The organism is Niallia sp. Marseille-Q9988 (assembly GCF_976954375.1).
Genome location: NZ_CDRJSZ010000007.1, coordinates 119,113 through 145,565, shown reverse-complemented (window position 1 = coordinate 145,565; position 26,453 = coordinate 119,113). Strand labels below are relative to the sequence as shown.

The 26,453-nt window shown below is 33.9% G+C and carries 27 protein-coding genes; 7 read left to right on the top strand and 20 right to left on the bottom strand.

Translation table 11 applies throughout. The features are described from left to right. Positions 1-121: 121 nt before the first annotated feature. From ACWNMZ_RS14285 to ACWNMZ_RS14255, 7 genes are all read right to left on the bottom strand, one after another. Positions 122-898, bottom strand: coding sequence for a class I SAM-dependent methyltransferase (locus ACWNMZ_RS14285; protein ID WP_031538155.1), 777 nt, complete (start codon positions 896-898; stop codon positions 122-124). Positions 899-1,196: 298 nt separating this feature from the next. Beyond that, positions 1,197-1,631: a BrxA/BrxB family bacilliredoxin gene (locus ACWNMZ_RS14280; protein ID WP_031538156.1), complete on the bottom strand. Its 435-nt coding sequence runs from the start codon at positions 1,629-1,631 to the stop codon at positions 1,197-1,199. A gap of 97 nt (positions 1,632-1,728) precedes the next feature. Then, complete coding sequence (locus tag ACWNMZ_RS14275) at positions 1,729-2,850, bottom strand: conserved virulence factor C family protein (RefSeq protein ID WP_031538157.1); 1,122 nt, start codon at positions 2,848-2,850, stop codon at positions 1,729-1,731. Between the two features lie 204 nt (positions 2,851-3,054). After that, entirely contained in the window at positions 3,055-4,941 is a 1,887-nt protein-coding gene (locus ACWNMZ_RS14270) for an ABC-F family ATP-binding cassette domain-containing protein (RefSeq protein WP_031538158.1), read from the bottom strand. Further along, positions 4,922-5,536 (bottom strand): HD domain-containing protein, encoded by a 615-nt coding sequence (locus ACWNMZ_RS14265; protein WP_048716868.1) that lies wholly within the window; start codon positions 5,534-5,536, stop codon positions 4,922-4,924. Before ACWNMZ_RS14265 ends, ACWNMZ_RS14270 begins: the two co-directional genes overlap by 20 nt. A 193-nt stretch (positions 5,537-5,729) precedes the next feature. Then, positions 5,730-6,590 carry an amidohydrolase family protein gene (locus ACWNMZ_RS14260; protein WP_031538160.1) on the bottom strand — a complete coding sequence of 287 codons (861 nt, stop codon included), beginning with the start codon at positions 6,588-6,590 and terminating at the stop codon, positions 5,730-5,732. Positions 6,591-6,607: 17 nt separating this feature from the next. Next, the gene (locus ACWNMZ_RS14255; protein ID WP_231512565.1) at positions 6,608-9,670 is read right to left on the bottom strand and encodes a GNAT family N-acetyltransferase; all 3,063 of its coding nucleotides are present in this window, start codon (positions 9,668-9,670) and stop codon (positions 6,608-6,610) included. Positions 9,671-9,995: 325 nt separating this feature from the next. Here ACWNMZ_RS14255 and ACWNMZ_RS14250 point away from each other — a divergent pair, with 325 nt between their 5' ends. Further along, complete coding sequence (locus tag ACWNMZ_RS14250) at positions 9,996-10,589, top strand: MerR family transcriptional regulator (RefSeq protein ID WP_031538163.1); 594 nt, start codon at positions 9,996-9,998, stop codon at positions 10,587-10,589. A 92-nt stretch (positions 10,590-10,681) separates the two neighbouring features. On the opposite strand, the gene ACWNMZ_RS14245 is transcribed toward ACWNMZ_RS14250, so the two are convergent. From ACWNMZ_RS14245 to ACWNMZ_RS14235, 3 genes are all read right to left on the bottom strand, one after another. Beyond that, positions 10,682-11,164, bottom strand: coding sequence for a glutathione peroxidase (locus ACWNMZ_RS14245; RefSeq protein WP_031538164.1), 483 nt, complete (start codon positions 11,162-11,164; stop codon positions 10,682-10,684). 12 nt (positions 11,165-11,176) lie between these two features. Beyond that, the gene (locus ACWNMZ_RS14240) at positions 11,177-11,713 is read right to left on the bottom strand and encodes a hypothetical protein (RefSeq protein ID WP_031538165.1); all 537 of its coding nucleotides are present in this window, start codon (positions 11,711-11,713) and stop codon (positions 11,177-11,179) included. A 122-nt stretch (positions 11,714-11,835) separates the two neighbouring features. Beyond that, the gene (locus tag ACWNMZ_RS14235) at positions 11,836-13,524 is read right to left on the bottom strand and encodes a formate--tetrahydrofolate ligase (protein WP_031538166.1); all 1,689 of its coding nucleotides are present in this window, start codon (positions 13,522-13,524) and stop codon (positions 11,836-11,838) included. A 334-nt stretch (positions 13,525-13,858) separates the two neighbouring features. Here ACWNMZ_RS14235 and metA point away from each other — a divergent pair, with 334 nt between their 5' ends. After that, positions 13,859-14,767 carry a homoserine O-acetyltransferase MetA gene (gene metA, locus ACWNMZ_RS14230; protein ID WP_031538167.1) on the top strand — a complete coding sequence of 303 codons (909 nt, stop codon included), beginning with the start codon at positions 13,859-13,861 and terminating at the stop codon, positions 14,765-14,767. Positions 14,768-14,860: 93 nt separating this feature from the next. Here the strand turns inward: metA and ACWNMZ_RS14225 are convergent, their stop codons facing one another. Next, positions 14,861-15,565 carry an AIM24 family protein gene (locus ACWNMZ_RS14225; protein WP_031538169.1) on the bottom strand — a complete coding sequence of 235 codons (705 nt, stop codon included), beginning with the start codon at positions 15,563-15,565 and terminating at the stop codon, positions 14,861-14,863. A 198-nt stretch (positions 15,566-15,763) separates the two neighbouring features. Here ACWNMZ_RS14225 and ACWNMZ_RS14220 point away from each other — a divergent pair, with 198 nt between their 5' ends. Next, entirely contained in the window at positions 15,764-15,976 is a 213-nt protein-coding gene (locus ACWNMZ_RS14220; RefSeq protein WP_031538170.1) for a DUF3892 domain-containing protein, read from the top strand. Between the two features lie 80 nt (positions 15,977-16,056). Here ACWNMZ_RS14220 and mntR read toward each other — a convergent pair whose 3' ends face one another. From mntR to ACWNMZ_RS14195, 5 genes are all read right to left on the bottom strand, one after another. Next, positions 16,057-16,482 carry a transcriptional regulator MntR gene (gene mntR, locus ACWNMZ_RS14215; protein WP_031538171.1) on the bottom strand — a complete coding sequence of 142 codons (426 nt, stop codon included), beginning with the start codon at positions 16,480-16,482 and terminating at the stop codon, positions 16,057-16,059. Between the two features lie 341 nt (positions 16,483-16,823). Continuing rightward, complete coding sequence (locus ACWNMZ_RS14210; RefSeq protein ID WP_031538172.1) at positions 16,824-18,974, bottom strand: type IA DNA topoisomerase; 2,151 nt, start codon at positions 18,972-18,974, stop codon at positions 16,824-16,826. A 334-nt stretch (positions 18,975-19,308) separates the two neighbouring features. Beyond that, on the bottom strand, positions 19,309-20,298 hold the full coding sequence (locus ACWNMZ_RS14205) for an aromatic acid exporter family protein (protein WP_231512564.1): 990 nt from the start codon (positions 20,296-20,298) through the stop codon (positions 19,309-19,311). Then, the gene (locus ACWNMZ_RS14200) at positions 20,298-20,597 is read right to left on the bottom strand and encodes a hypothetical protein (protein WP_048716859.1); all 300 of its coding nucleotides are present in this window, start codon (positions 20,595-20,597) and stop codon (positions 20,298-20,300) included. The genes ACWNMZ_RS14205 and ACWNMZ_RS14200 overlap by 1 nt, the downstream gene beginning before the upstream one ends. A gap of 296 nt (positions 20,598-20,893) precedes the next feature. Further along, a complete protein-coding gene (locus ACWNMZ_RS14195; RefSeq protein ID WP_031538175.1) occupies positions 20,894-21,181 on the bottom strand; it encodes a hypothetical protein in 288 nt (95 codons plus the stop codon). 397 nt (positions 21,182-21,578) lie between these two features. On the opposite strand from ACWNMZ_RS14195, the gene cspD reads away from it, so the two are divergent. Further along, complete coding sequence (gene cspD / locus ACWNMZ_RS14190) at positions 21,579-21,779, top strand: cold-shock protein CspD (protein ID WP_009332654.1); 201 nt, start codon at positions 21,579-21,581, stop codon at positions 21,777-21,779. 148 nt (positions 21,780-21,927) lie between these two features. On the opposite strand, the gene ACWNMZ_RS14185 is transcribed toward cspD, so the two are convergent. Both ACWNMZ_RS14185 and ACWNMZ_RS14180 read right to left on the bottom strand, forming a co-directional pair. Further along, complete coding sequence (locus ACWNMZ_RS14185; protein ID WP_031538176.1) at positions 21,928-22,113, bottom strand: zinc-finger domain-containing protein; 186 nt, start codon at positions 22,111-22,113, stop codon at positions 21,928-21,930. 30 nt (positions 22,114-22,143) lie between these two features. Beyond that, positions 22,144-22,803: a reverse transcriptase-like protein gene (locus tag ACWNMZ_RS14180; protein ID WP_031538177.1), complete on the bottom strand. Its 660-nt coding sequence runs from the start codon at positions 22,801-22,803 to the stop codon at positions 22,144-22,146. Between the two features lie 351 nt (positions 22,804-23,154). Between ACWNMZ_RS14180 and ACWNMZ_RS14175 the strand changes: the two genes are divergently transcribed. Together ACWNMZ_RS14175 and ACWNMZ_RS14170 are read left to right on the top strand one after the other, a co-directional pair. Continuing rightward, on the top strand, positions 23,155-23,544 hold the full coding sequence (locus tag ACWNMZ_RS14175; RefSeq protein ID WP_031538178.1) for a reverse transcriptase-like protein: 390 nt from the start codon (positions 23,155-23,157) through the stop codon (positions 23,542-23,544). Positions 23,545-23,560: 16 nt separating this feature from the next. Beyond that, positions 23,561-24,493, top strand: coding sequence for a DMT family transporter (locus ACWNMZ_RS14170; protein ID WP_031538179.1), 933 nt, complete (start codon positions 23,561-23,563; stop codon positions 24,491-24,493). A 694-nt stretch (positions 24,494-25,187) separates the two neighbouring features. Here the strand turns inward: ACWNMZ_RS14170 and ACWNMZ_RS14165 are convergent. Together ACWNMZ_RS14165 and ACWNMZ_RS14160 are read right to left on the bottom strand one after the other, a co-directional pair. After that, a complete protein-coding gene (locus ACWNMZ_RS14165) occupies positions 25,188-25,457 on the bottom strand; it encodes a DUF6123 family protein (RefSeq protein WP_031538091.1) in 270 nt (89 codons plus the stop codon). Between the two features lie 182 nt (positions 25,458-25,639). Next, positions 25,640-26,119, bottom strand: coding sequence for a divergent PAP2 family protein (locus tag ACWNMZ_RS14160; protein ID WP_031538092.1), 480 nt, complete (start codon positions 26,117-26,119; stop codon positions 25,640-25,642). A gap of 108 nt (positions 26,120-26,227) precedes the next feature. Here ACWNMZ_RS14160 and sspL point away from each other — a divergent pair, with 108 nt between their 5' ends. Next, positions 26,228-26,365, top strand: coding sequence for a small, acid-soluble spore protein L (gene sspL, locus ACWNMZ_RS14155; protein ID WP_031538093.1), 138 nt, complete (start codon positions 26,228-26,230; stop codon positions 26,363-26,365). The last annotated feature ends 88 nt before the right edge of the window (positions 26,366-26,453 follow it).

The window sequence follows — 26,453 nt, the reverse complement described above, 5'->3', positions numbered from 1 at the left end:
CCTCGCTTTCCGTTCATCCTGATGAGAATAAAATGTAATAAAATAATATTGATAGTCTAAGTATATATTATTTCTTATCAAATCATCTAGTATTATCCTATATAGATAGATTATTTTTTCATTATTCTTTTTTTAGCCAAATTCCATAGTGAAATTTGGCTGACTTACGTTTTAGCTGTTCAAATTGAAATCGATCAAATCTGCTACTTTTAAAATGATCTTTCAAAACGACCCTTTGTTTTGCAACCCGCTTTGCATGATTGATAATTTCTTCTGTCAATTCTTCATAATATGCTAGCTTTTTTAATGAATGGATACCATCAGAAGAAATTTCTTCTTCGAACATAGGATCCAAATAAACACAATCCATACTATTTTCTTCTTTTTTGATAAGCTCCTCTAATGCGTTAACATGCTTAACTTTGACTCTACGCATCGCATTATCGATTGTCGAATGACTTGTCTTCCATTCCTTTAAACCAGTTTTTACAAGGAAAGCGATTATCTCATTCACTTCCAATCCCTCTACATACCCATTGCTTCCAACGGCATAACTAGCAACAATGCTATCTGAAGCAAGTCCTAACGTACAATCTAAAAAGGACATCCCTTTCGATAAATTAGTTGCTTGGATAAAGGGATCATGTTCTTGATTGATAAGTCTTTTGATCCGGAATACCGCCGAATTCGGATGAAAAAAGAATGGTTGTGCTGTATTTAATGGATAATATTCAAAACGATTTTTGCCGATGATTAATATATCCATCATATAATACGCTTTAAGGTAATCAATTGAAGCCTTCTTTCGTTCTACGAATTTACATTGAAATTTTTCGGCAATTTTATTTGCGAGAATTTCCATTTCCTTATTCGTTCTACCTGCAGTAGTTATAATCATGTTGTTCTCCTATTTATCATACTTTTATTTTTCTAATAAAGGAAAACTTCCATCTAAAGAGGGATTCCTTATACTCTTAGAATGTTAGTGGAACCATTCGGATGGTTAGGAACATTGGATTTCCCCCCTCTCTTTTCTCAAATGCAGGATAAGCAAGAGAGGAGAATCATATTGAAGTTTAAATAAGGACAATAAAGAGTGTTTAATCCTGTTTATTGAAGGATGGTAACATGATAAAAAAAAAGAAGGTTCATGAGAGAAAGTGGCAAGCCCGCCTCTCTCATGAATCATTCTTTGTTTAGCAATATTGTTCAAAAGCTGATACTAGATTTTCCATAATTGCTTCCATGGAATTTCCTTCAATATCGTAACGGTGAATAAAGTGAACGACTTTATTGTCTTTAACAAGTGCCATAGATGGAGAGGATGGCTCAATATCGCCGAAGTATTCGCGCATTTTTGCTGTAGCCTCTTTATCTTGCCCAGCAAATACGGTAACTAAATGATCTGGTTTCTTTTCTGAAGCAAGTACTGCTTGTGTAACAGCTGGTCTTGCTAATCCTGCTGCACATCCACAAACTGAATTTACTACTACTAAGGAAGTCCCTTTATTTGTTTCTATAAATTGCTCCACTGCTTCTTCTGTTAATAACTCTTCAAAACCTGCTTGTGTTAGTTCTGCTCTCATTGGCTTTACTACTTGTTTCATGTATTCATCATATGCCATTGACATAATTAATTCCTCCAATTCCTCTATGTTTTATATCCCATAAATATACATTAGAAATACTCTTCCTGCAATCAAAAAAGCATTAGCATTACTAACAGCGTTATTTCCGCGCCTCTGTCATTTGTTTCCAAACCGATCCTTTTGCTTCCTCACCTAGTTCGATTCGTTCAATTGCTAATTTTATTTGCAGGCTAACTTCAAATTCTAGATCATCTTCATGAGCTTTCAATGCTGGAAGTGCTCTTTCGTCACCAACTTCATATAGAAACATAGCTGCTCTCCAACGAACTATCTTGCTCTTGTCTGACAATGCCTCCATCATTTCTTCCATTGCTTCAGGGAATCCTAAGTCTGATAAACAATCACCTGCAGTACGTCTGACAGTAACTGTTTTGTCCTTCAACGCCTTATACAAGGAAGGTAGAACAGCGGGATCTTCAATCATTCCAAGATATACAGTTGCAAGTCTGCGAATCGATGGTTTTTCATCATCAAGCGCCTTTGTTAAAACAGGAATATCGGCAACTGTTGGATCTTCACTTTGTTCAAGCTTTTGATATCTTACTTTCCAATCAGGATCCTCTAAATCGGCAAAAGTAAGCTTTGTTTTTACTCTGGCAGCATTTCCACTTACTTCCGTTTGAGGATTTATAGCATATTCGATGATTGTATTCAATCTTTCTTGTGGATATGCAGCAACGAGTTCTTCCACCATAACATTACCAATTTCTTCAAACTCGCCATATCGCACACCAGAATCTTTCCATTTTCTTGTCATCACAACATTATCTTCAGGCGTACGCACTGCTGAAACGGCTTGAATAAACGATTGAGGCAAGCCAAATCTCTTTTCTTCATTACCATCCGATAATTTAATTTGCATTGGTATGCCCTTATACATTTGAACTTGGACCTTAATTTCTCCGTAATGCTCATTTAGCTCCTGTGGATTCTGGGTTACTTCATCCTCACCAAAGACATTGCGCACTTTTGAAAGCAATTCCTTCCAATCATAGCGAGCATTTCTTTCAACTGCTAAAAAATCAGCTACATGATAGACCCCTTTTATCCCTTCAATGGAAAGGATATTTCGAATTAATTCCGGTGCATCTTCTACTGTTTCAGCCTTATAATTATTGCTTTTTCCCATTGGCAACTCTTGGTCTAAATTAATCTTCATTGTATTTGGACTTGGTGTTGGTTCAATAGAAATAATCCTCACATTCCATTCCCCCTTCTTACATCCTTTATATTATCATGCTTTTTTCCTTTTCAAAAAAGAAATAGCTTTCGGATTTTTATCGTTATTTTCAAAAATAGTACATCCTCGGCCTGAATAAACATTCTTCTTTCACCTGCATACAGCTAGGTCATTTGTTCATAAATTCCACTCTTTACGACTCTTTCCAAGACATTTTTCCTGTTGTTACGACTTATCCGCTATTTCCGATAAGTAGCTCCATCGTTCTATAAGATATTCTAATTTCTCATTTAATTGTTCTTGCTCTTTCATTAATTCAGCAGCTTTTTCGAAATCACTGCCTGTCTCGGCTAAGTCTGTTTCAATGTTTGCTAGTCTTTCTTCTACCTTTTCAATATCTTCATCTATTGTTTCCCATTCTCTTTGTTCATTATAGCTAAGTTTTACTTTTTTCGCTTTTGGCTCTTTCTTGACATTCGGTGTGTCGAATTTTTCTTTTGTTTGTTGTTCTTCTTTTCGCTCAACCTCTAAATATTCACTGTAGTTGCCATAATATGTGTCCGTTACACCATTTCCTTTTAATATTAATAGCTGTTCAGCTACTTTATCTAGAAAATAGCGATCATGAGATACGGTAATAACGACACCATTAAAGTCGCCTAAATAATCTTCTAGAACCATTAATGTTTGTGTGTCTAAATCATTGGTTGGCTCGTCTAATAATAGTACATTTGGTTCTCCCATTAAAATTTTCAATAGATAAAGCCGTCTTCTTTCTCCACCAGAAAGTTTTCCAATAATGGTCCCATGTGTATGAAGGGGAAATAGAAATCTTTCTAGCATTTGAGCAGCTGTAATGACTTTTCCATCTGAAGCCTCTATTACTTCTGCAGTTTCTTTTAAATATTCAATCATTCTCTTGGAAGTATCCATATCTTCGTTTTCTTGTGTATAATATGCAACCTTTACAGTCTGACCAATAATTCTTTCACCAGCATCAAGAGATAAATTGCCCGCCAAAATATTTAGGAACGTCGATTTTCCTGTTCCGTTTTTACCGATTATCCCATATCTATCTCCAGGTTTCACAAGTAAATTAAAGTGATCTAAAATGATTTTATCCTCAAAACGCTTGCTAGCATCAACCAATTCAAATACTTGTTTTCCTAATCTGCTCCCTTTAAGCGAAATATCTAATTTATCTTTTCCTTTAACATTCGCTAGCTTATCGTCCAAAGTATCAAAACGTTGAATTCTTGCTTTCTGTTTTGTGGAACGAGCCTTTGCTCCTCTTCTAATCCATTCCAATTCTCTTCTAAATAAATTCTTTTGTTTTTCAATCGTCGCCGCTTCATTTTCCTCGCGAATAGCTTTAGCCTGCAAGAAATCTCCATAGTTCCCTTTATAGCTATAAAGATTCCCTCCGTCCAGTTCAAACATTCTGTTCGTTACACGATCCAAGAAGTAACGATCATGTGTTACTAGTAAAAGGGCGCCGGTATATCGACTTAAATAATCCTCCAGCCATTTCACAGCCTCAAAATCGAGATGATTTGTTGGTTCATCTAAAATAAGTAAATCTGGCTCTTGGATGAGGACTTGTGCCAACGCAACACGTTTTTTTTGTCCTCCGGATAATTCGCCGATTTTTATATCAAAATGCTCTATCCCCAATTTCATTAAAACAGTCTTTGCATTTGTATGAACTTCCCAGCCGTTTAAAGCATCCATTCTTTTTTGCAGAACAAAAAGCTTTTCATGGAATTTCTCATTTTCAGGGTCATTGTTGATTTGGATCAACAGGGCTTCATACTCTTTTATAAGCGTTAATACAGGTGCATCACCAGCATATACTTGATTCAAGACACTAAGCTCAGGGTTTAATTCAGGACTTTGTGCAGAATAGGCAATCTGATAATCTTTCGGTGCAGTTATCTCTCCTTTATCAGCAATATCCATTCCAGCCACTATTTTTAATAAAGATGATTTTCCTGTACCGTTTATCCCGATTAAACCGACTCGTTCTTTTTCACTTATCGAAAAAGATATATTTTCAAATAGTTTTTTCTCTCCATATGTTTTTGTTACATTTTCAATTAAAATACTCTTCATCCTGTACATTCCATTCTTTATAAAATTCTTGTAAAAAGGTTTCCATAAACAGATGCCTTGCTTCTGCCATTTCTCTGGCACTATCTGTATGTAATAAATCTCTTATTTTTAATAGCTTCTCATAGAAATGATGAATAGAGGAAGAATTATGCTTCCGATATTCTTCTTCCGTCATCTTATCTCTTATTGGTAAAGCGGGATCATATATAGGACTTCCAGTGCTTCCACCAAAAGCAAAAGTTCTCGCGATTCCCAAGGCCCCAATCGCATCTAAACGATCTGCATCTTGGACTATTTTCGCCTCTATGCTACTTGGAGGTATTCCGTTTCCGCCTTTAAAGCCGACAGAAGAAATAATGGATAAAATAACCTCTTTATCTTGATTATCTACCGGAATAGTATCAAGTATAGACGCTAATTTCCTTTGCCCCTCTTCTTTTGATTTATTCAATTTTTCATCTGAAATATCATGTAATAATGCCGCGAGCTCGATAATAATCGAATAGCCTATTCCCTCTTTTTTCGAAAGGAATAAAGCCATTTTTCGAACTCTATCGACATGATACCAATCATGTCCACTCGTATCTTTTTCCATCTCAATTTTCACCAAATTTTCTACTTGGTATATAATATCCACTTATTCTCACATCCAGCTATGCTTCTATTTAACTTATTGTATCATGAAACGCAGTTATTCGAATAAGAAAGAATATCACTTGTTCTAAACAAAAAATAGGAGAAGAATGTTTTATCCATTCTCCTCCTGCTTTCTTTTTTGTATGATATTTTTATTCATCCTTTAAAAACGGTTTAATTTTCGGAAAAACTTTCAAGGCTGTCCGATAAAATACATCTTTATGAAAGGTCTCTGGTATAAGTTTTTTAATAAATTCAATATAAGGACCAAATGGCGCTAATGGCCAATCTGTGCCAAAAAGCAATTTATCATAGGAATGGGAAAAGACTAATGCATGACGCAAATGGTCAAGAAATATTCCTTCATGTGCTTCTTCCAATTCTTTTTTTGTTCCAACAATTAAACCAGATAGGTCTGCATATACATTCGAATTCTTGTAAATAATCTCAGCACCAGTTAACGTCCATGGATCACCGAAATGAGCCATCATAAAATTCACCTTACGATGTTTTACTGCCACTTCATCAATTGCAAGAGGATGACTATATTTTAATAATCCTCTTTCAGAATACGTATCTCCTGTGTGAAAAACGACAGGAAGATGATACTTTTCTGCAAGCTTGTAAACTGGTTCATAAACATCATCATAAGCATAAAATGGATAATAGCCTAAATAGATTTTCATTCCGACAACATTCGGCTTTTGAATCTCTTGTTCCAAACGTTGAATTGCTGACATATCCATATCATATGGATTTATGCCAGCACAGTAGACTATATTTTCAGGAAGAGTTGCACTTAAATCAAGTCCCATCGGCGTTTGCGCATGGTAATCAGGAAAACCCATTTCAGGAGTTTCTGTAACGCCCATTCCAATTGCAAGGACAACCTTTGCCTTCTCCATCTCCTCTTTAACTCCTTCAAAGCTATAATCAACTAAGGAAAGATTTTTTGCAGTATCTTTGAATGTGTCTATATTCGAATAATGAATATGTGCATCAATTATTTTCATTAAAAATATTCCCTTTCTTAAAATGCAATTCTTCTTACTTGTTTTAATAGACTGGTAGAGATTTCCTCTTTCGCAAACAGTAAATAGTTCGGTTCTGTATATAGGCGGTTTGTTTTTCTTTTACATTTGTCAAAGGAAATTAACTGTATCGCATCTTTATTACTATAATATTCTGCATCCTTTGCGTCTTCACTTGTGATAAAGTAAAACTTATCTTCCCCTAATGATAAGTAGTAATTATCCTTTACATTTGCTTCCTGCTCTTCGTCAGCAACGATAAATCGCTTATTTGCCACCGAATCGCTCATTATATGAAGCACACACTTTTCTTCCTCGTTACATGCCATAAATAGATTGGTATGCCAATCTTCTTCCGCCATACGTTTTCCAGCATCATTCATTATTTCTACAAATGTAATAACTAACGGTATGCCTGGCATTGTTACATAATATTGCACATACTTTAAACCCTTCCATTTTTGATGATGATTAATCGTTGTTTCCAGCTTTATTCCAGACCAGACATTGTGATGGATATCCTTTAGACTAGTAAACTCACATATTGTATGTTCTTTTAATAAAGAAAAGACATTTAACTCTGGTGGACCATTTTTTATGCCACCACACCACGGATTCCACCAGCTTTTTGCAATCGGTTTTGGAAAAGAGTGCTCCAGCCAGTGTTTCCCGTTCGCTTCAAGGGAATAAACACCGGGATAATAGGCAGGAGAAGCTTTAAATGTCACTACTCCGTTGGAAACCTGATAAACAGCTAATCCTTCTTCTTCTAAAAGATGTGTAGTTATCCCTTTTTGATTCGAAACAAAAAACAAATGAGCTGTGTCCATATCCTTTGTTGCTGACGCTATAGTAGTAGTCATTTTATTTAGACCTAATTGTATGGCATTTTGATGGTTTACTCGGTAAACTTCTGATTGCTCTGTATTGATCTGAACGCAATCGACCTTATTATGATTTATTCTAAAGGTAGCATCACCAATTATTGGTTGATTTCTAAAGTTTTTTAGAGATACTTTAACATCTTCATCTTTATCCCAAATCATATTTCCATCGTTATATTCAATGATTAATTCCTTTACAACTTTTCTTTTGTGTTCGTCCTTCATTCCCTCCGCAGCTAGCTGCCATTCTTGCCATTTGCGATAAGCACCGATATTTATGCAAATAGGGGGGAAATCGACTGATTCATTTGATTGAAGGAAGTGTGTAGACTCTATATGCATTTTCCAATTATCCATTTTTATGCGAGCGTCTTTATCCCATGCTACTCCAAAAGGAAACACTGTTGGAGTAGAAAAATACCAATTACCCGTTATATCCTTTGATGCGATTTCAAATGGAAGTACAGTATTTAATTCACAAAATGACACAACTTCTCCTTTTAAAGGGAGAAATAAATTATGCCAAGAATCATAGAATGTTTCTTGTAGGCTTATTTCTTTTTCTACCAAGTTATTATTATTAATTGTTACCAAACGCTTTATTAAACCTTCTGCAAAAAGTTCATTCGTTAAAATAATTTCCATACCAGGAAAATCGCTAGACTTAAAGAATAATTTTATTGCAATACTGTTTCCAGCTTTATCTGTGTTCACCAAATACGGCTTTAGTTTAGACAGTTCACTAGAAAAAGGCTTTCCGATTGCTGGTGCAAAAAGAGTGAAATCTGTATCAGCAATTTCCGTTGTGTGATCAACTTTACTTATAGAAAGCTGATGTGGACCGTTATATACCTTCCAGCTCTTATCATTTTCCACTACAAACTGTTCACCAATCCCTTTTAATGCAAGGGTTATCTCTTTCTGAATACTTAATAGCTTATTGTCATTACCCATCATTTCACATTGAAAGTATTCTTTAAAGCAGCCACAACTCTTCACTTCAACAGGAATTCTAATCCACTTTTTCTCTTTTTTTGCCAGAGTGAAAGAATACTTCTCCCCATCAAATTGAATATGTTTATTCATCGGTATCATTAGGTTAGCGCTAATGTCTTTGTTTAAATTGTTTTGGAGTTCCAAATCTAAGTAAGTATTCATTCCTTTAGCTAAAATGGCATCTATTTCTTTTGTCTCAATAGAAATTGGCGACTTAGGCAATATCCCCAATTGTAAACTTGTTTCCAATTCGTTTATGCTGAGATCAACTTTTAACGACGGGAAAGTTTTCCCTTCTACAGGCTCCTCTCCTACCTTTACTACAAAAGGAAATGGAACAATCAACTCTTCCTTTTCCTTTACTGTAAATGTGTTGGAGAAACTGCAGCTAATTCTGCCATCATTATCAGCCCTAGCTTGCAAGGAAATTGGGTTTGCTCCTTTATTTTTAATTTTCAAGGATACTTGCTGTTCTATTTCTTCTATACACTCATGATTTTCCATTATTAATTCCAACTGAAAATCCTTTGTTTCAATATAGCTGATTCCTCTACCTGTTTTTTCGAATTTAACTACAACACTTTCCCGTTCTTTTTGCCAAACATATTCATAGTGTGTAAATCCATGAACAATTTCTCCATCTGGTCTAATTTCCAGGTTTCTTTTTAAATCATCATACCAATCCATGTCTTTTAAATAATGATTGATTAATTCATTATTGCGAACAGTTGGAATAAAGTTCATTAAGTGAGTATTTTTATCGTTATCCTCCCAAAAGAAACCACAGCGCTTATATAAAGGAACTGCCTTTAAGTTACCTGCCCATGTATATAAATCAAGCCTTGGCCATTTTTTGTCTATTGCCATGTTAAGGGCATGTAATAATAACTTTTTACCTATTTTCTTTCCATGATAATCTGGGCGAACATTTAACAACGGTACATATAGCGCTCCAACATCTTCCTTATAAACAGAAAATCCGCAATATCCCACCACTTCTTCTCCCAACACAGCTAAGAAAGTGTCAAGATTATCGGAACTTTGCTGCTGCTCGAGCACTTGCTCCTCTGTTTTACCTGAACCTCCCCAAGATTCCTTACTCTTTGTCCACATATCAGCAACACTTTTGGCAAGCCCATCATGATAGCTAACGATTTTTATTGTTTGTGTTTCATCCTGCATCTTTTCCACTAAGAACCCTCATCCCTCTTATTTTGAATTTTTGTTTGCATCGATACTTCTTTGTGGTTTCGCATAGTACCTCCTCCTTTCATTAATATAGGAATGTTTTTCCAACGTTCCTTTCTTATCGTATTATTATTAAGAATGTTTGTAAAGATATTGCAATAATAATTTTTCTGATAATTAAATATGATATCCAACAAAACTAGACAAAGCTCGTCAAAGGATATTTTTCTCTTTTCTCGAAAGATATAAAGACAAGGCCTTTAAACGTCCTTCTTGCCAATGGTTTTGCTTTGATTATGATTATTGAGGGGTGTGTAGAATGTTAAGTGTACAAACAAAAGAACTTTCTATTAAGGATGAACAAACAAAATTATTAAGTGTGAAAGAAGCAGCGGAATATATTGATGAAGGTCCTGGGGTTCTAAGAAACTGGTTAAGAGAGTTAAAAACCCTTATCCCAGTTATTATTGGAGAAAATGGCTATCGCTATTTTGATCAAAAAAGCTTGGATATTTTAGTAAAGGTGAAACAACTGCGAAATGAAAAGCAACTGTCTTTAAGACAAATTGAAGATGAGCTTACATGCCCTGTCCCTACCTCTATCCCAATTGCCACCGATGCCACGGAAAAAATTCTTCAAGATTTACAAACAATCAAAGAAGAATTAGAACTTCAAAAAAATTTCAATCAAGTATTAGTGCAACAATTAAAAAAACAACAGGAGCATATTGAACTTCAGCAAGAACATATTGTCAGCCAAGAAAAAAAAATAACACGATTAGAAAATCCGATTATCCACCAAGATAAAGAAGATAATCTTGCTAAATCAAGAAAAACAAAACAAAATTTCATAAACGAAAAGGAAACGAAACAAAAAAAATCAGGTTTTATCCGCTTATTTTCTTATCGTTAATAGAGTAAAAATATGTATAAGAAACGGGGTTCTGCCTTTCTTGAAGTAAAATTACGTCTCCACTAAATTTCGAGCAGAATCCCTTTTTTATTTTAATGATTCAATAGCTTTTCAATGTCTTCTTTTAATTCGGATGGCTTTGTATTTGGTGCATATCGCCCAATAACTTTTCCATCCTGATCAATTAAAAATTTAGTGAAATTCCACTTAATCGCCTTTACTCCGAGCGTACCAGGTGATTCTTTTGTTAAATATTGATATAGTGGATCAGCCGTTTTTCCATTTACATCAATTTTAGCAAACATCGGAAATGTTACACCATAGTTTATTTCACAAAACGACATAATCTCCTCGTTTGTTCCTGGATCCTGATTTAAAAACTGATTGCTTGGAAATCCTAATACAGAAAATCCCTTATCTTTATACGTTTGATACATTTCTTGTAATTCTTTAAATTGAGGTGTAAAGCCGCATTTACTAGCTGTATTTACAATCAATAATACTTTCTCTTTATAATTACTTAATGATTGTAAGTCTCCATTCATTGTTTTAACTTCAAAATCATAAATATTCATTTTATCATCTCCTTATACAGTTAATAATGCATCAACAGAGTAAAGGGAAAGAAATGTTTTTTCCATAAATTCCATCATAATGATCATATCATCTATTTGTTCTTCGGTAATGAAGCGTTTAAAATCAATAGTAATATGATTATTTACTATTTTATCAGCATTAAGTGGATTATAACTAATTTCCTGGACAATCATCATCTCTTTTCCCCATATATCTTCGACTTTATTTTGCAAGGTATGATATAGTATATCTGACTTTTTATGGCGTAAATAAAGGTGAATATAAATAGTCGCACCAATTAAGGCTTCCTTGTTTGTATTTGGCAGTAGCTCTGCAGATAAATTTTGCAAATCAGCCGATAGTTCGAATGTTAACTTTGCGTTTTGCTGATTTTTCAACCTAAACGTAATCGTATAATTTCTTGATAATTTACTACTATTAAATAAATCATTCCGGTCTAAAACGACAATTTTCCCATCTAAATCACTGTCATAAATAAGGCCTTCCATTACGGTTCTCATGTTTTCAAAGGCAGTGGGATCAAACATTCATTTTCTCCTTCTTTACTTTTTAAAAAGCGCAAGAAACTTCCCAATAGCAGCATACAAAAAAATAACGCAGCTACTATTGGCAACGAATACTTGCACTTGATTGCTAAATTTATCTTTATTTAAAATAGCCCTATTGCTTTCCCGTTCTCGTCTACATCCATTTTTAAGGCAGCGGGTTTTTTTGGTAATCCCGGCATTGTCATAACATCACCGGTAAGTGCCACGAGAAATCCTGCCCCGATAGAAGGCTTAAATTCACGAATCGTAATCGAAAATCCTTGTGGTCTGCCAATTAACGAAGGATCATCTGATAAAGAATATTGTGTCTTCGCCATACAAATTGGAAGATTAGCCCAGCCATATTTTTCAAAGTCTGCTATCTGTTTTTTTGCTTTAGAAGAATATTCAACACTTTTTGCTCCATAAATTTTCGATGCAATTGTATGTATTTTTTCTTCGATAGAAGCATCTAATGGATAAATATGTTCAAATTTTTGTTCCTTTTGCTCCAATATAGCTAACACTTTTTTGGCTAATTCGACACCTCCATCTCCACCATTTTCCCACACTTCTGTTAAGGCAACTGGAATTTGCGCTTGTTCACAAAGCTGTTTCAGTACCTCAATTTCCGCCTCTGTGTCTGTCACGAACTTATTAATCGCAACAACAAATGGTAAACCAAATTCTTGAATGCTCTCCACATGCTTTTGTAAATTTGCAAAGCCTGTTTTTAAAGCTTCAGTATTTTCTAAAGAGAGTTCTTGTTTTGCAACTCCTCCATGCATTTTTAATGCACGAATCGTTGCAACAATAACGACAATTTCTGGGTTTATCTCTTTATTTCTCGACTTAATATTCAAAAATTTCTCTGCACCTAAATCTGCTCCAAATCCTGCTTCTGTTACTACGTAATCGCCTAATTTAGCAGCTGTTGTTGTTGCGATGACACTATTACAACCATGGGCTATATTAGCAAATGGCCCCCCATGGATTATGGCTGGAGAATGTTCAATCGTTTGAACTAAATTTGGCTTTATCGCATCTTTCAACAATAAAGTAAGTGCCCCTTCTACTCCCAAATCACCAACAGTGACTGGCTCTTTATCTACATTATAGGCAACAACCATTTGGGATAATCGTTTCTTTAAATCGGTGATATCTGCTGCCAAACATAATACAGCCATAATTTCAGATGCGACTGTTATGTCAAATCCATCTTCTCTAGGTACTCCTTGTAAGGGACCTCCTAAGCCGATTACTACTTTTCTTAAGGCACGGTCATTTAAATCGACTGCTCTTTTCCATACAATTCTTCTTTGATCAATGCGGCATTCATTGCCTTGATGAATATGGTTATCAACTAATGCAGCCAAAGCATTATTAGCAGTGGTAATTGCATGAAGATCTCCAGTAAAGTGAAGGTTAATATCTTCCATAGGTAGCACTTGGGCATTTCCGCCGCCTGCCGCTCCTCCTTTTATGCCCATTGTGGGGCCTAAAGAGGGTTCTCTCATGGCAATGACTGCTTTTTTTTGCAATTTATTTAATGCGTCGCCTAAACCAACTGTCACAGTAGATTTCCCTTCCCCTGCAGGAGTTGGATTAATAGCCGTCACAAGAATTAATTTACCTGATTTATTTTTTTTCAAGTCAATCAAGGCTTGTGAGGATATTTTCGCTTTATATTTTCCGTATAATTCAATATCATCGTCAGATAGGCCAATTTTCTCGGCAATATGTATGATTGGTTTCATTACTGCTTGTTGAGCAATTTCGATGTCAGATTTCATTTCTTTCTTTACCTCCATGATTTTCCTCTGCAATTTTAACCTTCCATTTTATTGTACAATAAAAACCATGTTATAAGTACACGTTTCGACAAAATCACTTTCATGTATCAACTACCATGGCATTCCCTTAATAAAAGATTTTCGATATAAACATAGAAAATATGCTATCATTTAAAAAATTCCAAACATTATGATTGCGACATATTCAAATCAATTTTATAATAAGCTATGTTATCGGTTATAGAAAGTTCCTACCGTCAAACATATATAAACACCAAACATTTTATGTAACACTACTATTTCTACTATGGAAATACAAAATAAGATGATTATTAGGAGGAGACATACCTATATGCCAATAAAAATCCCTCATCTTTTGCCAGCACGAGAAATACTAGAAGATGAAAATATATTTATTATGGATGAAGGTCGGGCAAAAGCACAGGATATTCGCCCATTAAACATATTAATATTAAACTTAATGCCTGAAAAAGAAAAAACAGAGGTTCAAATATTGCGCTTGCTCGGAAATACGCCTTTACAAGTAAATATTTCCTTTTTAAGAACAGCTTCCTATGAATCAAAAAATACGAGTCCATATCATCTTGAACAATTTTATCGAAACTTTGAGGCAATAAAAACAAATAGATACGATGGTATGATTATCACAGGAGCTCCTGTAGAATTAATGAGTTTTGAAGAAGTCGATTATTGGGAAGAATTAACGAAAATTATGGAATGGTCAAAGACTAATGTTACTTCTACTCTCCATATTTGTTGGGGAGCCCAAGCAGCTCTTTATCACCATTTTGGAATAAATAAATATAAATTAGATCAAAAATGTTATGGAATTTATTCTCACTATGTTTTAAATCCATCTGATAAGCTAATGCGCGGCTTTGATGATAGCTTTTTAGCCCCTCATTCAAGACATACAAATGTATCGATACAAGAAATTAAAGAACATCCTGATTTAGAGCTATTATCTGCCTCAGAAGACGCTGGAGCTTTTATCGTTAGCGCAAATAGTGGCAAACAAATTATGGTGACTGGCCACTTAGAATATGATTCTGTTACATTAGCAGAGGAGTATAAAAGGGATAAAGAAAAAGGATTAAACATCCATCTTCCGCTGCATTATTTTCCAAATAACGATCCGAGTGTGCAGCCCTTAAATAGTTGGCGCTCACATGCCCATTTATTGTTTTCTAATTGGCTGAACTATTATGTCTACCAAGAAACACCTTACGAATGGAAATAAAATAGAGAGCTAGCTTAAGAAGATACAAAAAAAGCGAGGGTAGAAGTCGATTGACCCGCGAACCCCCTCGCTATTATGCCATTCCCAACCAATTTAGCCATTATTATTGCTACCACTTGTAAAATAAACTTCTTCATATGGTTGAATAACGACAAATCCCTCTCCTGCAAATTTCATCTGTATCGATTCTCCACTTCCTCTTCCGAAAAAGGTTTTAAGCGAAATATCTGTTACAAACTCTGGCTGCAAGTTTCCAGACCATGCAACAGTAGCATTCGGATCTGTAAAAACAGGGTTATGTGGAGTAACTCGTAGCGTAAGTGGTTCGTAATGAGATGTTATCGCAACCATTCCTCTTCCAGTTAGATTTATATTAAATAAACCACCAGAAAGCATGCCTGCAATTCTTCTCATTAGCTTGATATCCCATTTGATTGTTGGTTCAAAAGCGAGAAGATCATTACCGTTTACAAAAATGGAATCTCCATTTAAATGCAAAATAGAAATTTTCTTTCCTTGGTCTGCTAAATATAGCTTCCCACTCCCTTCTGCTTTCATTAATGAAGCGCCTTCTCCTGTAAGTGCTTTCTTAAACATCTTTCCTATACCATGCTCCAAAATCCCTTCCCGTGTAAATCGAATATTTCCACGATATGACACCATACTTCCAGCTTTCGCCCATATTTGACTCGCTAAATTTATTTCAAGCATTCTTTCTGTTTCTAACTCAAAAACTCCCTCATTCTTATCTTTTTGCTCTGTCTTTGCCAAGAATTCTTCTAATTCATATCTTCCCATGCTCTCACCTCTTCAATAAATTGTTAATTTAAGGATATCATCTAGTAAGTTGCATGAAAATATATAAATAGGGTAGAAATAAATATATTTACTACTGTAAATGTAAAATAGAGTATGATAATTCCCCTTACATTTGTAAATACTATTGTTTAGTAGAAGGATAAGATTTATCTATTTACTAGGAAGGAGCAAAGTAGAATGGAAAAAATTATCGCTGTTGAAAGAAATTATATGGGAGACATTATTAGTTTTAAAACTTCAAACGGAAGAGTTATTTCTTATCGTAAAGCATTGATGGATATTGAAACAGGTGTTATAGAGGGGGTAGAAATCACTGAAAATGTACAAGAGGAAGAGGATTTATCTTTTTCCATTATAGATAGCTTTGACAATTATCCATCTATCTTTTAACTGCTTTCAAAAAAAATAAGGGCAATTCTCTGTCGGCATCATGCTGCTTTAGCATATACCTAGAGAGAATTACCCTTTCTTTATTCTAGCGAATCATTTTTTTGCTGAATTATTTTTAATACTTTCGTATACTCTGGATTTTCCTCAAAAAATTGAACTAAATCACCAATTCGATCAATAGAATCCCAGCTTAAATGATGCTCTATTCCTTCCACATCTTCATAAATATTCTCTTCTTTTACTCCGATAATTCTAAGTAATTGTTCTAAGAGTTCATGTCTGTATACTAAGCGTTTACCGATTTTTTTTCCTTTTGGTGTTAAAACCAAGCCTCTATATTTTTCATAAACAAGATATTCATCCTTATCCAATTTCTGAACCATTTTTGTCACAGAGGAGGGATGTACAGATAAGCCTTCCGCAATATCTGATACTCTTGCATATCCTTTATCTTCAATTAGGTTGTAAATGCGTTCAATATAGTCTTCCATACTAGGTGTCGGCAATTCAACCCCTCCTTTACCAGGATTTCTCCTTTTTCTATTCTATTCGAAAATATTTGTTTGCGTTTTTATCTATGTATGTACTGCCCATTAAAAAAGGACTCCCACTATTTGAATATCAAAAACTTTTATCGAACAAATATAAAGCAATTTTAGTGGAAAGAAATAGCCTTTAAAAAAGGCATGGATTAAAAGAACATTTCTTTAGCATTTTACTATAAAAAAAAAGGGGAAACAAGATTCTTTCAAACGTTAGATTTTTTTATATAGCTGTCTTGCTTCCACTAATAGGATAAAAATTGCTTTATTCACCTATAGTATTACTGAGATAATTCGAGGAAAATCTATTCTGGGAATTCCATTTTCCAACTAAAATATTCATTATCTTGATTCTTCTCATATTTCATCATTGCATCAAATTTATTCCCTTTTTTACTCACTAAACCTTTAACAGGAGCTTTACCATTTTTCAGTAAATGTTTAACCATTGTTTTCGTCGGTTTTTTCTTCATAGTTGCAAGAAATTTATCATTCTTCCAAATGACGAATTTACAACCATTCTTCCAATTACTGCAGCCAAATCCTTTTTTTCCTTCCACTACAGAATGTCCACAAACAGGACATTTCCCCAACACTTCTGTCGTTTGTTTAGCATCTGTTACTTCTTGAATAATGACATCTGCTTCGTTTTTTATCGTTTCCACTGCGCTTGATGTGAAGTTACTGATCATTTGCAAAAATTGCTTTTTGCTAAATTGCCCTTTTTCCATATCATATAGATCTTTTTCTAGTTTCCCAGTAAAATCTAAATTAAATAGATCTTTAATTGGGAATGTATCAACTATTCTTCTTCCTAAATCAGTGCAGACTAAGTTCTTATTTTTTGCCTCAATATACCCTATATCCTTAAGCTTCTTTATTGTTTCTGCACGTGTTGCTGGCGTTCCTATACTAAAACCACTTAAGATGGTTAAAACATCTTCTTCATTTTCCGCATCAAAATTTTTTCCGCATGTTTCCATCAGCCTTAGTAATGTCTTTTCCGTATGCTCTTTTGGAGGCTGGGTAGTATGAGTTGTTGTTACTGCATCGCTAGTGAAAACCTCTTCTCCTACTTGTACCATTGGAAGCATAACATCTTTCGATTGAATTTTCTCTATCTTTTTCCAGCCTTCTACTAATTGAACCTTACCTTTCGTTATAAAGCTACCTTTAAGTTCTAGAAGATTTATACTTGTAATGATTTTTGTCTCTTCTACCTCAGCAACTGGCATAAACTGCATTAATAAACGATTTTTTATCGCCTCATATACTTGTTGTTCCTCTTGGCTTAATCGTTTAGGCAATACATACGTAGGAATAATTGCACTATGACTCTCTACTTTTTTATTATCGAAAATTCGTTTGGATGAAAAAAATTTAACTTCCTCTTTAAATGGTAAATCTGCCGCAAGAAGATTTACTACTTTTTCCGTTTTCGAAATAAGGCTTTCTTCTAAAGCAATGCTTGCTGTTCTCGGATACGTTATATATTTTTTTTCATACAGACTTTGTGCTACCTTCAATACTTTATCTGCTGTCCAACCTTTATATTTACTAGTTATATAGCCTTGAAGATTAGAAAGATTAAATAAAAACGGTGGATATTCCTTTTTCTTCTGCACCTTTTTATCTGCTATAATTGCGGTTTTCCCGTTAATCTGTTCCTCTAACTCTTTTAAATATTGTTCCGACTTAAACTTTTCTTCCCTATTTTCTATATAGGCACCTAAATAACTGCTTCCGTTTTCCGTTAAAAAGGTTGCTTGTAGTTTATAATAATTTTCTGGAACAAAGGTTTCAATTTCTTTATCACGATCATAAATGATCTTAAGCGTAGGTAGTAAGACTCTTCCGATATTTAAAGCCTTCCCTTTGCCCTTTTGATATTTTAAAGTGGCAACAGATGTTAAGTTAATCCCGATTAGCCAATCTGCCCATTGTCTGCTAACACCTGCATCTTGTAAGGGACGCAGTTCTTTGTTGGAACGAAGATTTTCTAATCCATTTAATACTTCTTTAGGCGTCCATTCATTCAATAATAAACGATAAACTTCCTTTTCGGTTCTTAAATTATAAATAATACTATCCCCAATAAGCTGTCCTTCTCGATCATAGTCACATGCAGAAATAATTGTATCTACATCTGATCTTTTCATCAGTCTGTGGATGATTTTAAGCTGTTTTTCGGCGCCACGATCTGGCTTATCTTTATTTTTAGAATCTGACTTCACTTTATATTGAAACTTACTTGGGATAAAAGGAAAGTTTTCTAGTTTCCACGTAGCCATTTTTTCATCATAATCTTTTGCATCATTTAATTGCAATAAATGTCCGAATGCCCATGTAACAATATAGCCATTTCCTTCAAAATAGCCATCTTGTCTATTTTTTATTTTTAATGCATCTGCAATATTTTTAGATACAGATGGTTTTTCCGCCAATATTAATTTCATCTATATCACCTTTTTTCATTTCTTACATTCATTAATATTTTTTATACAAGATAACATTATAATCGCAAAAAAGAGAAATGTATAGAAAGGGGTAAATTTATAAAAATGCAAATGGAGTAAGTTAGAGGTTTTTATTGACTTCATTATATATGTTCATTTTTCTTACCTTTTACAACGAAGAGAATTAAAAAGAAGATAATGGTGTGGGGGAATGTTGAGCTATCAAATTACGCTCATTATTGTTTTTTTTCCATGCTATACTAAATTAATTAGACGGAGACCATAACTGTATTAGAGTCCCCGTCCATTATAAAGTTTAAGAAGGAGCATAATGTTAATAGGCTACCTTTAAAGATTTTTTTATTTGTAAATACTGTTCTAATTCTTTTATGACAAAAAAGACATGTGCTTGTTCCTCAAAAGAACGCCAATCATTCGGTAGTTTATCGTGTTTAATCATTTCCTCTAGTCGCTGAAGCTTACTTAAAAACAGTACAGCTGTATTACCTGAATGGACACATAAACTCAGTTCTTCTAAAAAGTCAGCTACAAGCTCTCTTTGATTATCAAGCGTTTCGACAGTTATAATCCGATCAAATAGCCTAGAAATGATTTCTAGTTGCTTTTCTCTAATCGTAAAATATTTATAATAATAATTTTCTTTTCTAGAAAAATGATTTTCGACATCACGATATGCAACGGATTTAGCAAATTGCACTTCATCAGATGCTTGTTTTAACTTTAATGCAAAATCTTCTTTCATTTCCTTTGTGCGAAGATACACAACCATATCCATCAAAAGAGCTTTAAAGTATTGCTCGATATCTTTTTGATGTACTTTCATTTCTTTATCGAGACTTGGCATATAACTATTAACAAGTAATGCTGCACCAATTCCAATTATAATTAAGCCTAACTCATTAAATACAACCTGCCACGACATTTGATTGGTAGAATAAATATGAAGAATAATAACCGTACTTGTTACTACACCTTCATTTACCTTTAATAAAACCGTTGTTGGGATAAATAATAATAGTAACAGCCCAATAATATAGGGCTCAAAAGCAATTCCCTCAAAGAAAATATACGAAAATGGAATAGCAAGCATACATGCAATAAAACGCGATAAGGCACTATGAAGTGATTTCTTTTTGGAATTTTGTACACACAGGATTGTTATTATCGCAGAAGATACATAGAAATCTAAGTGGAAAAACTGAGCAATAGATATACCTATGCTAACTGCCACTGCTGTTTTAAATGTACGATAACCAATTTTATACTTTTTTAATTTTTGCAAAGCTCTTTGCATTTGCATCATTAATCACAACCAGTAACTAGTAAATCATCCTGTAAAGAAGCTAGCCTCGTATTTATGGCAATTTTATCACCAGGCTTTACTAATAATTCCACAACAGATCCACTAAAAGGAACACTTACATCTTTTATTTCCCCTGCTAAAGTTCTAATAGTTAAAATCGTTTCCCACTCATAAAAATAAGCTTTTTCTTTCATTAGAATTTCATTTACAGTTCCTTCAAACGGGCTAAGTATCATCTGATTTTCTCTGGATATTTCATAATACGGACTTTGACTGCTCTTTACAATCGTTTCAATCATTTTAATAAATCTTCCCTTTTTATTTATAGTTTTTTACCTAATGACATTCGTTTATTTTATCCAAAAATAAACTTGGCTTAATTATTGTAATCATGTTAATAAAAACACATTTTCCCCTATAATTCAATAAGTTCGAGAATTATTTTTTCATAGGAAATTTTTGCAAGAAAAAATTCATAGAAAATCCCACTCGTATTCGATTTTCCACGTTAAGAAATGAAAGCGGAATCAAGTCTGTTATATCAAAAGTTACCTTCAATCACATGATATAATAAAAAACTAGCTGGTTAGCTAGTTCACATAAAATACTTTTTTATCTTACTGTCTGTTTGGATATACCAATTTTCTTTTTCAATAATATTCGATACAGTTAAAATAAGAGATGGGATCTTTTCTACATTGAATACGATTAAGCCGATTTTTTTAACCATAATGACAAAGGACTCCCCATGTGAAAAAGTGGGTAACACATTCCCTAATTGAAGAATGCTTTTTACAACTGCCTCCTTGCTGCCATCCTCTAATACAGTATTCGGTGTAAATCGCAAAATCCAATTTTCATTTTCAATCGAAAATCGATACATTATAGCCACCTTCTTATTCTATTTCCTTTAAAAACAAAACTGCTACTTCATCATATGTTGAAAATGAATATTTATGAAATATTTTATCAAAGTCAAGAAATGATATAAATTGATGAAAAAGGAAAGACTTCACACTTGAAGAAATTATTAATAGTATTTTTGGTTTATTGTATCCGTTTTCTATCTAATTTTAACCAAGTAAGCCTTTTCAAAATTTCGGTGAAGTTTTCAGAAAAAACGCTTAGAAACCTTGACTACATATAGGTTATCGTGTATATTATAGACATCATTTAACAAAATTCAGAATAATTATTTTCTATTATTATTTTGTTCTATGAAAATATTTATTTTATAGGCACCAATCATGTGTCTTGAAAGGCTTAGGAGGAAATTTAATATGCAAAACGGTAAAGTAAAATGGTTCAATAACGAAAAAGGATTTGGATTTATCGAAGTTGAAGGTGGAGACGATGTATTCGTACATTTCACTGCTATTCAAGGCGAAGGTTTCAAGTCATTAGAAGAAGGACAAGAAGTTTCTTTCGAAATCGTTGAAGGAAACCGCGGACCTCAAGCTGCTAATGTTGTTAAACTATAATTAATAAACAAATATATTAATAATAGTAGTCAGGGGATTTTTCTAGAAGTTTTCTTCTTGAGAAGTCCCCTTTATTTTTGCCCTTATTAATACAACTAGTTCTTTTCGAATCTTAATATAAGAGAAAAAGGTGGAAGTATGTTCCCCCCTACTTCGCACCAGATAACTTTTCCCCGTATTCCTTTAGCTTATATCCCACCGTACACTGCGAAATACAGAAGCGGTGAGCTCCTCTTTTTCCTAACTCTAATTTATTTTGTCGATATAAAAAACAATCTTTGCAATAATCTTTCATTAACTCATCTGCTTCTTCAATCAGTTTCTTTCGTTCCAAGCTCCACCCCTCCTTTATTTATAACGATCATTAAATCAATTGCATTTTACTATAGATACGCTTTCCTTCTAGGCTTTGCGTTGCAAGCTTATCCGCTTCTTTATTTTCATTTCTTCCAATAGAAGTATATATCATATTTAAATGTAATTTTTTTATTTTAGCTTCAATTCGATCAAGCCATCTATTTAAGTCCTCTTCATAGCATGGCCATTCGCCTTCTAATTGCTTCAATACTACTTGTGAATCCCCTTTTACTTCACAAGTAACATCCCTTACCTCTAGTTCCTCCAAAAGATTTAAAGCGTGAAATAGAGCTGCGTATTCTGCTTCATTATTAGAAAGAATATCATGAAATAGTTCATTTGCCCGAACTCTAAATTTCTTTTTGCCCTGCTGAAAGAAAAGAACAACACCGATTCCTGCTGTTTTTGTTTCCTTGTGGTAGCCGCCATCAAAATATACCGTAAAATCATGTGGCTCCTCTTCCATTTCTTCATTCAATTTTCGTAATTCCTTTAATGTCCAGCTTGTTCCTTTTTCATCATAAAAAATTAGATCCTTTGTATCATTTCGTTTCTCCAGTTCTTCCCCCATTTCAAGAGCAAGAGCTGATTGAATCCAATCAGAAGTAAAATGAATACTTTCCTTCTTTTTCTTCATCTGAAATGTATATTCCAATTTGTATTTCATAACGGTACAACCTTTCTATAAGTAAAGTAACTTTCGAAGCTTCGAGGTCTTATTGCTTAGTAGTTGGATAAAAAGCTACTCCTAAAGAAATTATAAAAAACATTACCATCACAACTTTTTTTCATTTATAATATTTTACATCGTTTCATTTATACATTGTACTTTTTACAGTAACCCTTGCTTGTCATTATATCATTTTTCAATTCATCAATAGGAGCCTATCTACTATTTATTAACTAGGTTACATATTTAATGATATATATACAGCTATTACGTTTTGTATGAAAACTAAATGTAAAATAACTAGTACAGTCATTGATTAATCATATCAAAATTTCAGGAGGTATCAAAATGATTGAAGTTTATATTGATGGCGCCAGTGCTGGAAATCCTGGTCCTAGTGGCGCTGGCATTTTTATAAAAGGGCATGGTTCTGCAGAAAGATACTCCTTCCCACTTGGGTTAATGAGTAATCATGAAGCAGAATATTATGCACTCATTAAAGCTTTAGAAATCTGCATTAATCAAAACTATCGCACAGTGAGCTTTCTTACAGATTCTGAATTAGTAAGTCGAGCTGTTGAAAAGGAATTCGCTAAAAATAAAAAATATGCTCCTCTCCTTGATCAAGCCTTAAAGCTTATAAGAGAATTGGATTTATTTTTTATTAAATGGATTCCAAGTAATGATAATAAAACAGCCGATGAATTAGCAAGACTTGCCATTAGAAAAAATAATTAAGGAAAGGAATCATCCGTTGAAAATACTTACTTCCCAAAGATTTGCAGATTTATCCCTTTTATTTGTTGCTCTAATATGGGGTTCGACCTTTGTAATCGTTCAAAATGCAATAGCTTTTTTACAACCACTTATCTTTAATGGGATTCGCTTTTTCCTAGCTGCTCTTTTTTTATTTCTATGGTTACTTCTATTTAAGCCTTCCCAACTGAAGCAAATAAATATACATTGTTTAAAAGCCGGAATTATTTTAGGTATTTGTTTATTTATCGGCTATGCTTTTCAAACAATTGGGCTTGTCTATACTACTAGCTCGAAAGCAGGTTTTATAACTGGACTAAGTGTTGTGCTTGTTCCTTTATTTATGTATCTTTTTATGAAACAAGCTTTATTGATCAACCATATTATTGGTGTTATTATTGCAACAATTGGCCTCTATCTCCTAACGATAAGCAATGTATTTTCTTTTAATATTGGTGACTTTTTTGTATTTATTTGTGCGATAGGCTTTGCATTGCAAATCATCTTAACAGGAAAATATAGCAAACAATATCCCACATTATTATTAACAATTATGCAACTTTTGACAGTTTCAATTCTTGGGTTTATTGGTAGCTTTTTATTTGAAAATCCAAAAGCTAATTTTAAAGTGAATATCCTTTTTCACAAAGAAGTAATAATTGCTTTACTCATAACTGCTATCCTTGCTACTGCTGTTGCATTTATAATCCAAACAAGCTTACAAAAATATACCAATTCTACTAGGGTTGCGTTGATTTTTGCAACCGAACCAGTATTTGCAGCAATGACTGCATACCTATTTAATAATGAACAGTTAACAGCTAGTGCTACGATTGGTTGTATGCTGATTTTATTAGGAATGGTTTTTTCCGAATTACCGAGGAAAACACTGCTTGCAGCATTTAAACGGGGTAGCTTTATTGAGAAATAATTAAATCATGTCCTTAGATTTACTGTACCTCTCCACATTAATGAAGAGGCTGGGACAAAACTAAATAACTAATCTTTAAAGACGAACAATCTTCAATTCAGCTCTTAAATAAAGCTACGTTATCTATGTTTTTAAATCTAGTTAAGTGTAAAAATTAAGTCGTTCCATTGCGCTACAGACGCACGATGCGCCGGGGAGGAAGCTGAGCCTCCTCGCTGCGTGGCCACTGAAAAAGTGAATTACCTGGTGAATCGGTAGTTACCAAACCATTCTAACATAGTGTAGGCTTTTGTTTTCCGAGGCTTACCGCACGACTCACCGGGGCGAGCGCCGAGCCGCTTCACAGCTCACGCTCCTGCAGGGTCTCGGACTTTCTCGCATCTCCCGTAGGAGTCGAGCGGACACCTCTCCAAACCAACTTATTATTCGCTTTCAAATAAATAAAACCTCATTTTATTTGGAGAACTAGACTTTTTCAGTGCCCTCCTCGCTGCGCTGCGGGGTCTAAAGCGTCTCTATTTCCCGCAGGAGTCGAGCGTCCTCCGCTCCATTCCACTTCGTTTTTAAACCTTTATCTAAAAAATCACGAACTATAATGTAAGTTAATCACATTATAGTTCGTGTTTATTGTTGGTTGAAATACTTATGTCACAGCCTCTTTAGAAAAAACAAAAAACCACTCTATGTAAATACATTAAAGTGGAAATAAATGATTTCTTTTTATAAAGCTGATTGCTTCTTTTTTTGTTTTCAGTTCATTGTCTATAAACATCTCAAGCAAAGAAACAAAAAAGCTGCCATCAAATTTCTTTTGTATTTTTAAAGTACATTCAATTGCTGTTATTACAAGCTCATCTGTAGCATTTGTATATGCTTTGCCAAAATATATAAAACCTATTGCATCGTCACCGAAGGAAAAGCCTTTCCCATCTAAAAAAAGCAAATACTCCTCTACTGTTTTCAAACTTTGTGTACATTCCCCTCTATCCTTTTACCTACATGTTACTTTATATCACGACATATTTCTAGCTTTTTCAACACTTATTTTGCATTTTTAATGACCATTGTCACAATTTTTCTATTTTCTTCGATAACTTTGCAAAAAAAAGATAGAGAAGCAAAATGGGCTTGCCCCTCTATCAATTGTTAACGGCGTATAATGGTATTTTTCTTCTTCGTACATAAATGTCCTAAGAAACCTATACAAACACCTAATAAGGCACCTCCAAATACCTCTTGTGGCTGGTGGCCTAGCATTTCCTTTAGTTTTTTTGGTTGCTGCTCTTTAAAGGCAATATTCTTATCTGTATTAATTTTATCTACTAGCTCTCCTAAATCATTTACCTTTAACGTTAATTCTCCTGTCTGTCTTCGAATTCCCTGTGCGTCATACATGACAATTAATCCGAAAATAAGCGATAACGCAAAATCAATAGTTGGTAAACCTCGTTTTAATGCAATAAAAGTTGTTAGAGAAGAAACACCTGCTGAGTGGGAGCTTGGCATCCCTCCTGTTTGAAAAAATAAGCCTTTATCCCACTTTTTTGTTTTAAAAAAATGAATGGGGATTTTTAAAAATTGAGCCATTCCAATGCTTATTAAGGCAACATATATGCCCTTATTCATATCAATCACCTCTTTCAAATAGTCTCTTTATTTACGGATGATATTATTCTTATTTGCTCATACTAAAATTGATTTTTATTTCCACTATGACTTTAAGAGGTGATTGATATGAGTAATAAAAACCATACAAATAGAGGAAAAGCTGCTGGCGGGGTTAATCCACAAGGGTACGGTCAAGACGCTGATATAACGCCAGCTCCAAAAAGCAAATTAGAAAATGCCGCGAAAAAGAAGAATACAAAATAATGATATTTCATTAATTTTCGCTATTTAGCTGGGGCTTTAAAAAAAGCTCCAGCCAACTTGTATTATTCAGTCTTTATCTTGATTGATT

Coding starts and splice junctions, on each gene's coding strand:
- ACWNMZ_RS14225 (WP_031538169.1), bottom strand. CDS start 15,565: ATGGGAAGATATGAATTAGAAGAATTCTTGGCAAAGACAGAGCAAAAA.
- ACWNMZ_RS14240 (WP_031538165.1), bottom strand. CDS start 11,713: ATGTTTGATCCCACTGCCTTTGAAAACATGAGAACCGTAATGGAAGGC.
- ACWNMZ_RS14270 (WP_031538158.1), bottom strand. CDS start 4,941: ATGAAGAGTATTTTAATTGAAAATGTAACAAAAACATATGGAGAGAAA.
- ACWNMZ_RS14265 (WP_048716868.1), bottom strand. CDS start 5,536: ATGGAAAAAGATACGAGTGGACATGATTGGTATCATGTCGATAGAGTT.
- ACWNMZ_RS14280 (WP_031538156.1), bottom strand. CDS start 1,631: ATGTCAATGGCATATGATGAATACATGAAACAAGTAGTAAAGCCAATG.
- ACWNMZ_RS14195 (WP_031538175.1), bottom strand. CDS start 21,181: ATGTATCGATTTTCGATTGAAAATGAAAATTGGATTTTGCGATTTACA.
- ACWNMZ_RS14255 (WP_231512565.1), bottom strand. CDS start 9,670: ATGCAGGATGAAACACAAACAATAAAAATCGTTAGCTATCATGATGGG.
- ACWNMZ_RS14285 (WP_031538155.1), bottom strand. CDS start 898: ATGATTATAACTACTGCAGGTAGAACGAATAAGGAAATGGAAATTCTC.
- ACWNMZ_RS14160 (WP_031538092.1), bottom strand. CDS start 26,119: ATGAATAAGGGCATATATGTTGCCTTAATAAGCATTGGAATGGCTCAA.
- ACWNMZ_RS14220 (WP_031538170.1), top strand. CDS start 15,764: ATGGAAAAAATTATCGCTGTTGAAAGAAATTATATGGGAGACATTATT.
- ACWNMZ_RS14250 (WP_031538163.1), top strand. CDS start 9,996: ATGTTAAGTGTACAAACAAAAGAACTTTCTATTAAGGATGAACAAACA.
- ACWNMZ_RS14200 (WP_048716859.1), bottom strand. CDS start 20,597: ATGATTGAAACGATTGTAAAGAGCAGTCAAAGTCCGTATTATGAAATA.
- ACWNMZ_RS14175 (WP_031538178.1), top strand. CDS start 23,155: ATGATTGAAGTTTATATTGATGGCGCCAGTGCTGGAAATCCTGGTCCT.
- ACWNMZ_RS14235 (WP_031538166.1), bottom strand. CDS start 13,524: ATGGAGGTAAAGAAAGAAATGAAATCTGACATCGAAATTGCTCAACAA.
- ACWNMZ_RS14245 (WP_031538164.1), bottom strand. CDS start 11,164: ATGAATATTTATGATTTTGAAGTTAAAACAATGAATGGAGACTTACAA.
- ACWNMZ_RS14210 (WP_031538172.1), bottom strand. CDS start 18,974: ATGAAATTAATATTGGCGGAAAAACCATCTGTATCTAAAAATATTGCA.
- cspD (WP_009332654.1), top strand. CDS start 21,579: ATGCAAAACGGTAAAGTAAAATGGTTCAATAACGAAAAAGGATTTGGA.
- metA (WP_031538167.1), top strand. CDS start 13,859: ATGCCAATAAAAATCCCTCATCTTTTGCCAGCACGAGAAATACTAGAA.
- ACWNMZ_RS14260 (WP_031538160.1), bottom strand. CDS start 6,590: ATGAAAATAATTGATGCACATATTCATTATTCGAATATAGACACATTC.
- sspL (WP_031538093.1), top strand. CDS start 26,228: ATGAGTAATAAAAACCATACAAATAGAGGAAAAGCTGCTGGCGGGGTT.
- ACWNMZ_RS14205 (WP_231512564.1), bottom strand. CDS start 20,298: ATGATGCAAATGCAAAGAGCTTTGCAAAAATTAAAAAAGTATAAAATT.
- ACWNMZ_RS14180 (WP_031538177.1), bottom strand. CDS start 22,803: ATGAAATACAAATTGGAATATACATTTCAGATGAAGAAAAAGAAGGAA.